This is a genomic window from Microvirga sp. Mcv34 (assembly GCF_024519725.1).
GTDB lineage: Bacteria > Pseudomonadota > Alphaproteobacteria > Rhizobiales > Beijerinckiaceae > Microvirga.
Genome location: NZ_JALJRK010000034.1, coordinates 1 through 11076, shown reverse-complemented (window position 1 = coordinate 11076; position 11076 = coordinate 1). Strand labels below are relative to the sequence as shown.

General features: G+C 67.5%; 10 protein-coding genes and 2 tRNA genes. 9 read left to right on the top strand and 3 right to left on the bottom strand.

Annotated elements, in window-relative coordinates; translation table 11 throughout:
* Positions 1-59 precede the first annotated feature (59 nt).
* The 3 genes from OC446_RS17575 to OC446_RS17565 are packed head-to-tail and all read left to right on the top strand — an operon-like array spanning position 60 to position 2677.
* Positions 60-1745: a calcium-binding protein gene (locus OC446_RS17575; RefSeq protein ID WP_262030320.1), complete on the top strand. Its 1686-nt coding sequence runs from the start codon at positions 60-62 to the stop codon at positions 1743-1745.
* 54 nt (positions 1746-1799) lie between these two features.
* Positions 1800-2042 (top strand): hypothetical protein, encoded by a 243-nt coding sequence (locus tag OC446_RS17570; RefSeq protein ID WP_262030319.1) that lies wholly within the window; start codon positions 1800-1802, stop codon positions 2040-2042.
* An 11-nt stretch (positions 2043-2053) separates the two neighbouring features.
* Entirely contained in the window at positions 2054-2677 is a 624-nt protein-coding gene (locus OC446_RS17565) for a DUF1287 domain-containing protein (RefSeq protein WP_262030318.1), read from the top strand.
* Here OC446_RS17565 and OC446_RS17560 read toward each other — a convergent pair.
* The 3 genes from OC446_RS17560 to tsaD all read right to left on the bottom strand — a co-directional run bounded on the left by OC446_RS17560 (position 2674) and on the right by tsaD (position 5386).
* Positions 2674-3087: an EVE domain-containing protein gene (locus OC446_RS17560; RefSeq protein ID WP_262030317.1), complete on the bottom strand. Its 414-nt coding sequence runs from the start codon at positions 3085-3087 to the stop codon at positions 2674-2676. The genes OC446_RS17565 and OC446_RS17560 overlap by 4 nt on opposite strands.
* Before the next feature lie 70 nt (positions 3088-3157).
* Entirely contained in the window at positions 3158-4153 is a 996-nt protein-coding gene (locus OC446_RS17555; RefSeq protein WP_262030316.1) for an NAD(P)H-dependent glycerol-3-phosphate dehydrogenase, read from the bottom strand.
* A gap of 177 nt (positions 4154-4330) precedes the next feature.
* Positions 4331-5386 (bottom strand): tRNA (adenosine(37)-N6)-threonylcarbamoyltransferase complex transferase subunit TsaD, encoded by a 1056-nt coding sequence (gene tsaD / locus OC446_RS17550; RefSeq protein WP_262030315.1) that lies wholly within the window; start codon positions 5384-5386, stop codon positions 4331-4333.
* 120 nt (positions 5387-5506) lie between these two features.
* On the opposite strand from tsaD, the gene hemC reads away from it, so the two are divergent.
* From hemC to OC446_RS17520, 6 genes are all read left to right on the top strand, one after another.
* Positions 5507-6448, top strand: a complete 942-nt coding sequence (gene hemC / locus OC446_RS17545) for a hydroxymethylbilane synthase (RefSeq protein ID WP_262030314.1) — start codon at positions 5507-5509, stop codon at positions 6446-6448.
* Positions 6445-7143, top strand: a complete 699-nt coding sequence (locus OC446_RS17540) for a uroporphyrinogen-III synthase (protein WP_262030313.1) — start codon at positions 6445-6447, stop codon at positions 7141-7143. The genes hemC and OC446_RS17540 overlap by 4 nt, the downstream gene beginning before the upstream one ends.
* A 176-nt stretch (positions 7144-7319) precedes the next feature.
* Complete coding sequence (locus OC446_RS17535; protein WP_262030312.1) at positions 7320-9020, top strand: hypothetical protein; 1701 nt, start codon at positions 7320-7322, stop codon at positions 9018-9020.
* A gap of 15 nt (positions 9021-9035) precedes the next feature.
* On the top strand, positions 9036-10637 hold the full coding sequence (locus OC446_RS17530; protein ID WP_262030311.1) for a heme biosynthesis HemY N-terminal domain-containing protein: 1602 nt from the start codon (positions 9036-9038) through the stop codon (positions 10635-10637).
* A gap of 79 nt (positions 10638-10716) precedes the next feature.
* Positions 10717-10792 (top strand) — tRNA-Thr (locus tag OC446_RS17525).
* Between the two features lie 114 nt (positions 10793-10906).
* A tRNA-Ala gene (locus tag OC446_RS17520) sits at positions 10907-10982 on the top strand.
* The last annotated feature ends 94 nt before the right edge of the window (positions 10983-11076 follow it).

Sequence of the window (11076 nt, the reverse complement as noted above, 5' to 3'; positions counted from 1 at the left end):
TGTGACAAAACAATATAACATATAAAGAAAGGAATAATTACGCCAGGAGGGAGTTGCCCATGACCGTTTATGTGATCGATGCCGCCCATCCGCTGCCGCCGACCTACGGGGAGCGGGAGAATGCTCTCAACCTGGGGGACGGCGACAAGGTCCTGCTGGCCGCCGGATCCGAAATCGCGGCCCACGGTATTCTCGCCCGTGGAATTTACGGGAACGCTAACACAACTCTGATACTGGACGGTCAGGTTTCCGGTGACGTCGGCGTTACGACGAACGGCACTGTCACGATAGGATCCGAAGGCCTCATATCCGCTATATCCGGCGGGGTTGTCTTTCACCCATTCGGGACATCGACGACCGACACCCTGAACAATTCAGGCCGCATCGAAGGCGGTGGTGCCGGTGTTCACATTTCAGGATCACATACGGTTATTTACAACTCCGGTGAAATTCATGGAGGCCATGGAATCCTGTTCGGTGGTCTATTGAACGCCCCAGCAAGCATTGTCCTAAACAACACGGGTCTCATTGAAGCGCGCTACCAGGGAGGGTTGGCCGTTTCGGGTGCACTTCATGGCTCGACAACAATTACCAACACCGGGCACATCGTCGGCGATATTGCGCTTGGGATCGGCGACGACCTGTATGATGGACGCGGTGGCACTATCGCAGGTCGGGTGCTTCTCCTGGGCGGAACCGATATCGCCTATGGAGGCGGCGGTTCTGAAGAATTCTCGCTTGGCCAACAATCCGCATATCATGGCTCCGCCTTCATTGATGGCGGTGGCGGCATCGACACCGTTCAATTCGGGGAGGCTACCAGCGCAGATCTTCGGATCTCGGACCGGCAGTCCCTCGATGGAGATTCATGGGCTATCCTGCGCGGGATCGAGAACCTTGCCGGCGGCAACTTCCAGGATCGCCTGACCGGCAACGACGGCGCGAACGTTCTCATGGGCCTCGGCGGTGACGACCGTCTCGACGGTCAGGGCGGCGCCGATCTCCTGACAGGCGGGGCTGGAAACGACACCGTTCTTGGCGGCGAGGGGACCGACATGGTCATCTTCTCAGGTCCCTCTTACAAATACACGATCACCACAGGGCCGGACGGCACGGTCACCGTGACGGACACGCGCGCGTCAAGCGACGGAATCGATCAGCTCACCGGCGTCGAATTCGCGATCTTCAGCGACCGGATCGTCGCGCTTCCGACAACTTCCACCGGTACGGGCTCGACCGGCGGCGGAGAGACGGTCACCCCAGGCGGCGAGAGCACAGGCGGCGGCTCATCCGACCCGATTCTCACGCTTGTCCGGCCCGAGGCGCCGACATCGCTCACACTCAAGGGCGGCAAGCGCGCTGACGTGCTCGTCGGTGGCGATGGAAACGATTACCTCAATGGAGGCTTGGGAAAAGACAAGCTCACGGGTGGAGACGGCCAGGACGTCTTCGCTTTCACGACCAAGCTCGGCGCCGCCAATCTGGACCGGGTGCTCGACTTCAGCACCGAGGACACGCTGGCACTCTCGTCCAAGGTGTTCAAGGGTCTGACCAAGGGCGGCCTTGCCAAGAGCGCGTTCCGGATCGGCTCCGAGGCCGTCGATGAGGATGACCGCATCCTGTTCAACCGCAAGACAGGCGTCCTGTCCTTCGACGCCGATGGTTCGGGAACCGAGCACAAGGCAGTGGCTTTCGCCAAGCTCGCGACCAAAATGCTCGGGGCGCACGACTTCCTGATCATTTGACGCGGCAGCGTAACCTCTGTCATCGCCACCCGGACCTGAGGCCGAGATCTGACCATGCGATTTGTTGTCTACTCTTTGATAGGTGCTGTGGCTGGCAGCTCGATCGGTGCTGCGGGAGGGTTTTTCGGGTGGCTTGAGGTCGTTAGAATCAAGAAGATCACCGGCGTGGCTGTTGCCGGGGGGATCTATTTTGGTTTCTATCTCATGCTGATCTTAGGCGCGCTTGGTATTGCTATCGGCGTATGGCGCGCCTGGATCTTCCGTAAGCGCGAAACCGCTGCCGCTCTCCAAGTATGATCAAGAGCTTCATGTCCTGGCGCATATACCGGGCGTTGCTGACAGCCTTTTTGCTTCTGCCCGCTCTGGTCACAGCGCCCTATTCGCGGGCCGAGACCATCGAGAATCCTTCCCTACGGCTGGTCAACGCTGCCCGGGCCCAGGTTGGTGTGACGCTCACCTACAATCCGGCTTACGTGCGCCTGTCCTATCCAGGCGGAGATGTTTCATCGGAGCAGGGCGTCTGTACCGACGTGATCGTGCGGGCTTATCGCAGAGCCTTGAACATCGATTTGCAGAAGCTGGTGCATGAGGACATGAAGACCTCGTTCGCGTCTTACCCCAGGCAATGGGGATTGCAGCGGCCCGATCCGAACATCGACCACCGACGCGTCCCCAATCTGCAAATGCTCTTGCGGCGCAAAGGCGCGTCGCTCGCCGTCACGTCCGATCCGGCGGATTATCGGCCAGGGGATCTGGTCACGCAGATGTTGCCCGGGAACCTGCCGCATATCGCCATCATCTCCGACAGACGCAGCGCCGATGGGACAAGGCCGCTCGTGATCCACAACATCGGCAGAGGAGCGCGGGAAGAGGACGGGCTCTTTGCGTTTCCCATCACGGGACATTACCGCTTCGTGCCGGTCTCGCCTTAAACCCCGCCCATCCGGCACACGATGGCCCATTCCTCGTCCGTCACCGGCTGCACCGAGAGGCGGGAATTGTTGACCAGGATCATCTTTTCGAGGCCCGGCTCCTGCTTGATCGCGTCGAGGGTCACGGGGCGCTTGAAGGGTTTGACGGCCTTGATGTCCACCATGCCGAACTTGCCCGTCTCGTCCGTGTGGTCGGGGTAGTATTCCTTGATGACCTCGACGATGCCGACCACCGCCTTGCCTTCGTTGGAATGATAGAAGAAGCCCTGCTCGCCTAATCTCATGGCCATCAGGTTCTGCTTGGCCACGTGGTTGCGCACGCCGTTCCAATGCGTGCCCTTGTCGCCTTCCGCGACCTGTTGGTCCCAGGACCAGACGGAGGGTTCGGATTTGTAGAGCCAGTGGGCCATGGACGCTTACTCGTTATGGATGTCGCATGATCTTGTCGGAAAACCGGTATCCACTTTTCCGGATCATGCTTCAATGCTCGGATTTGACCGGACGGTTCATCAGCGCATCGACCGCCTGATCGAGGGTCCACGCGCCGGACAGGACCTGCTCGACCGCTTCCGCGATCGGCATGTCGATGTTCTTCGCCCGCGCCAGGGCCACGAGGGCGCTCGCCGTCGCGGCGCCTTCCACCAGCCGGCCGCCGGCGGCTTCCGCGACGCTCAGGCCCTGCCCGAGGCGCTGGCCGAAGGCGAAGTTGCGGGACTGGGCCGAGGAGCAGGTGAGCACCAGGTCGCCGAGCCCCGAGAGCCCCATCAGGGTCTCTGCTTCGCCGCCATAGGCGCGGGCGAAGCGCAGCAGTTCCGCGAAGCCGCGGGCGATGAGGGCCGCCTTGGCGCTCTCGCCCAGGCCCTTGCCGGCCACGGCCCCGCACGCGATGGCGAGCACGTTCTTGGCCGCGCCGCCGATCTCGACGCCGCGCAGATCGGTGCGGTGATAGACGCGAAGGGTCGGGCCCGAGAGGGCGGTCGCCAGCGCCTCGGCCAGCGCCGCGTCCCGGCAGGCGAGCGTTACGGCGGTCGGCAGGCCCCGGGCCACGTCGTCGGCGAAGCTGGGGCCCGACAGCACCCCGACCGGCGAGCCGGGGCGCTCCTCTTCCACCACGTCGCAGAGGAAGGCGCGGGTCTCCCGCTCGATTCCCTTGGCGCAGAGCACCAGGGGCGTCGCGGCGGGCAGGACCGAGCCGAGGGCTGCGGCCATCTCCCGGGTGGTCTGCGCGGGCGTGACGAGCAGCACCGCGCGGGCGGAGGCCAGGTCGGCGAGATCGGCGGTCGGCCGGATGCGGTCGTGGAGTCTCACGCCGGGCAGGCAGCGCGCGTTGGCCCGCGTCGCCGCCAGGGTCGCCGCGTGATCGGGCGAGCGCATCCAGAGCACCACGTCGTTGCCCGCGATGGCGGCCGCATTGGCGAGCGCCGTTCCCCAGGCGCCCGCTCCGGCGATGCCGATGGTTTGCGCGGGGGCGGTCATGTCAGGGACTTTCGGCTGACGCCCATATCCACGGACCTCATCCTGAGGAGGATTGCGCAGCAATCCGTCTCGAAGGAGGTTCCAGAGAGCGCTGGAACCTCCTTCGAGACGCAGCCTGACGGCTGCTCCTCAGGATGAGGTAAGAGGGTTATGAGCATGCTTTCCAGAGCACCCACGTCACGCCTTCGCCCCGGCCTCGTCGCGGCTCGTGTCGAGCGGCCAGCGGGCGCGGGCGGGGGCGGTGATGTCGTCGATGAGGCCGAGGCGCATGCGCTCGACGCCCGCCCAGGCGATCATGGCGCCGTTGTCGCCGCAGAGCGCCAGCGGCGGGGCCACGAGCTTGAGGCCGGCTTCGACCGCGAGGCGCTGGAGCCCCTGGCGCATGCCCTGGTTGGCCGCGACGCCGCCCGCCACCACGAGGGCAGTCGGGTGGCCGGCGATCTCGCGGAAGGCGCGAAGCCCGACCCGGGTGCGGTCCACCACCACGTCCACGATGGCGGCCTGGAAGCCGGCGCAGAGGTCGGCGATGTCGCTCGCCGTCAGCGGCGCGATCTTCTCCGCCTCGATCCGCACGGCGGTCTTGAGGCCGGAGAGCGAGAAATTCGGCTCCGCACGGCCCTGCATCGGGCGCGGAAAGGCGAAGCGCTCCGGATTGCCCTTGGCGGCCTCCTGCTCCACATGCGGCCCACCGGGATACGGCAGGCCCAGCATCTTGGCGACCTTGTCGAAGGCCTCACCGATGGCGTCGTCGATGGTGGTGCCGAGCCGCACGTAGTCGCCGACGCCGCGCACCGCCACGAGCTGGGTGTGGCCCCCGGAGGCGAGAAGCAGCAGATAGGGGAAGCCGATGCCGTCGGTCAGCCGCGCGGTGAGCGCGTGGGCTTCGAGGTGGTTCACCGCCATCAGGGGCTTGCGCGTCACGAGCGCGATGGCCTTGGCGGTGGTCAGCCCCACCAGCACGCCGCCGATAAGGCCGGGGCCCGCCGCCACGGCGATGCCGTCGATGTCCTTCACGGAGCAGTTGGCGCTCTTCAGCGCCCGGGCCACGAGCCGGTCGATCACCTCCACATGAGCGCGGGCGGCGATCTCGGGCACGACGCCGCCATAGCGGGCGTGCTCGGCGATCTGGCTCAAGACCTCGTTGGAGAGGATCTCGCCGCGTCCGTCGAAGCCGATTCCGACCACGGCGGCCGCGGTCTCGTCGCAGGTGGTCTCGATGCCTAGAATGCGCATGATCGGGGGCCGCTCGATTAAGGTGTTGTCCGGGCTTCCGGCCCGGCGCTCCTCCCCCTATAGTCCGCCGCGCCGCACAAGATCAAACCAGATCGTTCAAGACAGGAGCACTCAGGCAGAATGGCCTCATCACCCACCCTGGTCATCGGTACGCGAGGAAGCCCCCTGGCCCTCGCCCAGGCCCACGAGACGCAAGACAGGCTGGTCGCCGCCCATGGTTCGACCGGGGATGGCTGGACCGTGGAGCACCTGCCCCTGTCGATCATCAAGACCACGGGCGATGCCATTCAGGACCGGCCCCTGTCCGAAGCGGGCGGCAAGGGGCTCTTCACCAAGGAGCTCGACATCGCGCTCCTCGACGGCTCCATCGATCTCGCGGTCCATTCCGCCAAGGACCTGCCGACGGCCCTGCCGGAGGGGATCGTCATCGCGGGCTTCCTGCCGCGCGAGGACGTGCGCGATGCCTTCATCAGCCACCGCTACAAGAGCCTGAGCGACCTGCCGCAGGGCGCCGTGGTCGGCTCCGCTTCCCTGCGGCGGCAGGCTCAAGTTCGCCGCCTGCGGCCGGACCTCCAGGTCACGCTGCTGCGCGGCAACGTGCAGACGCGGCTCGCCAAGCTCGAGCGCGGCGAGGTCGACGCGACGCTGCTCGCCATGGCCGGCTTGAGGCGCCTCGGTCTCACCGATCACGTGACCACCGTGCTCGAAACGGACGATTTCCTCCCGGCCGTGGGGCAGGGCGCCATCGCGGTCGCGGTCCGTGCCGAGGACGAGCGGGTGCGCGCGGCGCTCGCGCCGATCCTCGACGCGCCGACCGGCCACGCGCTCGCGGCCGAGCGGGCCTTCCTCACCATCCTGGACGGCTCCTGCCGCACGCCCATCGCCGGGCATGCGCGGCTGATCGGCGGCGATCTCGAAATCCGTGGCCTCGTGCTGCGTCCGGACGGCTCCGAATGCCTGGAGGCCGTCCGTCGCGGCTCGCCGGACGATGCGGCGGCGCTCGGGCGCGACGCCGGATCGGAGCTGCGCTCCCGCATGCCGCCGGACTTCCTGAAATCATGACGCGGATCCTCATCACCCGCTCGGCCGAGGATGCGAAGCGCACCGCCGGGAGGCTGGCGGCGCTCGGGTTCGAGGCATGCCAGGCGCCCGTCACCCGGATCGTTCCGACGGGCGATCCCGCGCCGCAGGCGCCTTACGACGCGCTGATCGTCACCAGCGCCCATGCGGCGGATGCCCTCGCGGTCCTGGACCGGCACAAGCCGGTCTTCGCCGTCGGCGAGCACACGGCCGAGGTGGTCAGGGCTGAAGGGTTCTCCCAGATCTCCGTGGCGGACGGCGACGCGGTGTCCCTGTCGCGGCTGATTCGCGAGCAGCTGCCGCCGGGTCTCGTCCTTCTCCACGTGACGGCGCGGCATCACAAGGAGGAGCCGGCCGCGTCCCTGCGCGGAGCCGGTTTCACCGTGCTGCAATGGGAGGCCTACGAGGCGAAGTCCGTCGAAACGCTTCCAGACGCCGCCGTCGAGGCCCTGCGCTCTGGCCAAATCGGCGCTGCGCTCCATTATTCACGGCGGAGCGCGGATCTCGTCGTCCGGCTGGTCGCGGAGGCGGGGCTGGCTTCGACCCTGGGGGCCTTTCCGCATCTGTGCCTGTCGGCCGATGTGGCCGTGCCGCTGACGGCGGTCGGCGCCGAGGTCCGGGTGGCGGAAGACCCTTCCGAGGATGCGCTTCTCAGGCTCCTCGATTCGCCCCGGTGAGGGCCGGCGGTGAGGAAGCTTTGCCATACGAGGGCAATCGTGGTCCGATGAGCCGTTCGTTTTTGGATCGTACCGCAGGAAGGGAACGAAACGCTGCGCCCAAGCTTGCCTCAATTGCATCTCACACTGACCTTTTGAAGATCCCGCGCCCGACGCGACCCGTGCAAGAGTGACCCGTGACCGATTCATCAGATCCCCGACGCCCGAAATCGTCCCGCAAAAAGCCCTCGCGTGAGCCGGCGACCATCGACCTGAAAGCGACCGTGATCGACGCAGGCGCCGCCCCGGCCACAAGCCCGGGCGCCGAGGCTCAGGACACCCTGGGTCCGGATACTTTCGGCCAGGATACGCTAGGGCAAGATACGCTAGGGAAGGACACCCTTGGGCCAGACACCCTCGCGGCCGGGGCGCCAGCCCATGAGATGCCGGCTCAGGAGACGATCGTCGCGGGTGCACCCCCAGAGGCGAGGCCCGACGAGACCATCGCGGCCGGCCGCGAGCCTCCGGCCGAGGACCTGGTGGCCTCGCCGGAAGCAACCCTCGATTCCGGGGCCGGGACCGACACGCTCCCATCCGGAGCCGCTATCGGCGAGACTGATAGGCCGGATGCCGGCCTGTCTGACAGCTCCTACCAGGGAGCCTCCACATCCCCGGGACGCGAGGAGGCCGTGCCTCCGCGTCCGGTTCCGGAGCGCCGCGGCTCCTCCGCTGGCGCCCTGATCGGATCCGGCCTGCTCGGCGGCCTCGTCGGGGCGGGACTCCTCTACGGGCTCCAAGCCTGGCAAGAGAATCCGGGGCAGGCACAGCCGATGGAACTGCGCTTGGCTCAGCTCGAACAGCGCGTCGGAGCGCTCCGGCAGCCCGCCCCCTCCGGACAACCGCAGGGGAACGTCCAAGCGCTGACCGAGCGCCTGAATGCACTCGAATCGGCCCGAGGCGACCTGGACCAGCGGCTCCAGGCGATCCAGGACACGGCCCGCCAGGCGGCGAGCCAAGCCCAGGAGGCCCTGAACCGTCCCATGCCCGAGGCACCCCAGCCTCCGCCGTCCCAGAACGAGGCGGCGCTCACCGACCTGTCCAACCGGCTGACCGAGCTGTCCGATGGCCTGTCGGGCCGCCTGTCGGCTCTGGAGGAGCAGGTCAAGGCGAATGCCCAGGGCACGGAAAAAGCCGCGAACGCGGCCCAGCAGCTCGACGGCCGCATCGCGGATCTGGACCGGCGTCTCGCCGACCAGGATCGCCGGTTCGGCGAAACGGAGCGCCGGTTCACGGATACCGACCGCCGGTTTTCCGAGCAGGAACAACGCCTTGCGACGCTCTCGCAGCAGGCCCAGGAAAACACTCGGAACGCCGAGGCGGCGAGCCAGACCGGGACCAAGGTCGTTCTCGCCGGCCGCCTGAACGACGCCCTCAACAGCGGCACCCCCTATGCCGAGGTGCTCGACGGCGTGAAGAAGGCCGGGGCCGACGCGAGCCGCGTCGCTCCCCTGGAGCCCTTTGCCGAAAAGGGCGCCCCGACGGCGGCGGCGCTCGCCCGTAGCTTCGACCCGGTGGAGACCGCGATCCTGCGCGAGAGCCGCGGCCCGACCAACAGCTGGTCCGACCGGCTCCTGCGCATGGCCGACCGGGTGGTGACGGTCAAGCCGGTGAACGAACAGGGCACCACGGGCGTTTCGGCTCTCGTCGTCCGTATCCGGCAGGCCCTGGATCGCGGCGACGTGGTGGAGGCCGCAGCCGCCTGGGATGCCCTTCCCGAGCCGTCGCGGCGGCTCTCCGAGGACTGGGGCCGGCAGGTCAAGGCGGTCGCCGAGGCGCATCGCGCTGCGCAGGCGATCAGCTCGGACGCTCTCGCCACCCTCAACCGTACGACGCAATAAAAGGATCTGCCCTGCATGTGGCGCGCTCTCGTTTTCATCGGTCTTCTCTGCGTCGCGGCCTTCGGCACGGTCTGGCTGGCCGACCGGCCGGGCACGGTCTTGATCACCTTCGGCGGTTACGAGATCCAGATGTCGGTGGCGGTGGCGGCCATCGCCCTGGCCGGCCTCGCCCTGGCCCTGGCCCTGCTCTGGTCCCTGGTGACCGGTCTCATCCAGCTCCCCACTCGCCTGACCTTCGCCTCGCGGGCGCGCCGCCGCTCCCGGGGCTACCAGGCCGTTTCCCGCGGCATGGTGGCGGTCGGCGCCGGCGACACCATCGCGGCCCGCCGCTATGCCAACGAGGCGGAGCGCCTTCTGGGCAAGGAGCCCCTGACGCTCCTGCTCAAGGCGCAGGCCGCCCAGGTCTCCGGCAACCGGGAGGTGGCCGAAGCCGCCTTCTTGCAGATGATGGACGAAGACGAGACGCGGGTTCTTGGCCTGCGCGGCCTGTTCGTCGAGGCCCGCCGTCGGGGCGATGCGGCCTCGGCCCAGCAATATGCCTCCGAGGCCGTGCGCCTGGCGCCTGCGGCCGCCTGGGCGAGCGATGCGGTCCTTGAGGCCCGTTGCGCCGAAGGGGATTGGCGCGGGGCGCTGGAAACCGTGGAGCGACGGACCTCGCTCGGCCTCCTCGACAAGAAGACTGCCCGGCGCCACCGCGCCGTCCTACTCACGGCGGACGCCCTGGAGCGGGTGGAGCGCGATCCCGACGGGGCGCTGAGAAGCGCCCAGGACGCGGTGAAGCTCGCGCCGGATCTCGTGCCTGCGGCCGCGATGGCCGGCCGCCTGCTCTCGCGCAAGGGCGATCTGCGTAAGGCCGCCAAGGTGGTCGAGGCCGCCTGGCGCAGCCTGCCGCATCCGGATCTGGCGGATGTCTACCTGAACCTGCGTCCGGGCGATTCGGGCCTCGACCGACTCAAGCGCGCCGAGACCCTCTCCCGCCTCTCCAACGGAGCGCCGGAAGGCCGCCTCGCCGTGGCGCGCTCCGCCCTCGAAGCCCGCGAGTTCGACCGGGCCCGCGATGCCCTGGAGCCCCTGCTGCAGGACCGGCCGAGCATGCGGGTGTGCCTGCTCATGTCAGATCTCGAGCAGGCGGAGCACGGCTCCACCGGCAAGGGCCGCGAATGGCTCGCCCGCGCGACCCGTGCCCCGCGCGACCCGGCCTGGATCGCCGATGGTGTCGTGTCGGACCACTGGGCGCCAGTCTCGCCGGTCACGGGCCGCCTCGACGCCTTCGTCTGGCAGGCGCCGCCGGACGTGCTGATCGCACCGGAACTGACCCTGCACGACGACGTGACGGCGGATCTCGACGACGAGGTCAGGGTGCTGCCCGTCACGGCCGCGCAGGAGCCCGCTCCGGCTCCCGTGAGCGAGCCCAGCCCTGCTCCCGCTCCCGCCACCGAGCCCCTTCCGGCAGGTCCCAAGGCCGATGCCGTCGTCGCCGGACCGGTCAAGGCGGAGGTCAAGGAGGAAGCGCCCGGTCCCCAGCCCGAGCCCGTGGTTTTCCCGACCACGCCGCCCGATGTGCCCAAGCCCAAGGAGCAGGCGTCGGCACGTCGCAGCGTTTTTTCGGTCTGGTAGGCCATTCCGGCCTTTCCCACCCTTGCCAAGCGACGGGGGAGCGGGTAAGAGGGCGCCTCTCGGATCGCAGCGTTGCGATGCCGCAATAGCTCAGCTGGTAGAGCACCTCATTCGTAATGAGGGGGTCGGGGGTTCGAATCCCTCTTGCGGCACCATCTTCTTCCTTGCCCAACAAGGACTTAGAAGTGGGTTGCCCTCGCGGCGGGTCGCAATTATGTGTTCGGGGACACCGGAGCGGCGCTCAATCGATGCGTTGCTCGATCAGGTTAGGGGCCATAGCTCAGCTGGGAGAGCGCTTGCATGGCATGCAAGAGGTCGGCGGTTCGATCCCGCCTGGCTCCACCAAATCTGATAAGGTGTAGATCTGACGAGGTGTCGGAGCGTGCGGGTGTAGCTCAGGGGTAGAGCACAACCTTGCCAAGGTTGGGGTCGAGGGTTC

Bases quoted from the DNA above. Each gene is read 5' to 3' on its own strand.
- OC446_RS17575 (WP_262030320.1), top strand. From the start codon at position 60: ATGACCGTTTATGTGATCGATGCCGCCCATCCGCTGCCGCCGACCTAC.
- OC446_RS17570 (WP_262030319.1), top strand. From the start codon at position 1,800: ATGCGATTTGTTGTCTACTCTTTGATAGGTGCTGTGGCTGGCAGCTCG.
- OC446_RS17565 (WP_262030318.1), top strand. From the start codon at position 2,054: ATGTCCTGGCGCATATACCGGGCGTTGCTGACAGCCTTTTTGCTTCTG.
- OC446_RS17560 (WP_262030317.1), bottom strand. From the start codon at position 3,087: ATGGCCCACTGGCTCTACAAATCCGAACCCTCCGTCTGGTCCTGGGAC.
- OC446_RS17555 (WP_262030316.1), bottom strand. From the start codon at position 4,153: ATGACCGCCCCCGCGCAAACCATCGGCATCGCCGGAGCGGGCGCCTGG.
- tsaD (WP_262030315.1), bottom strand. From the start codon at position 5,386: ATGCGCATTCTAGGCATCGAGACCACCTGCGACGAGACCGCGGCCGCC.
- hemC (WP_262030314.1), top strand. From the start codon at position 5,507: ATGGCCTCATCACCCACCCTGGTCATCGGTACGCGAGGAAGCCCCCTG.
- OC446_RS17540 (WP_262030313.1), top strand. From the start codon at position 6,445: ATGACGCGGATCCTCATCACCCGCTCGGCCGAGGATGCGAAGCGCACC.
- OC446_RS17530 (WP_262030311.1), top strand. From the start codon at position 9,036: ATGTGGCGCGCTCTCGTTTTCATCGGTCTTCTCTGCGTCGCGGCCTTC.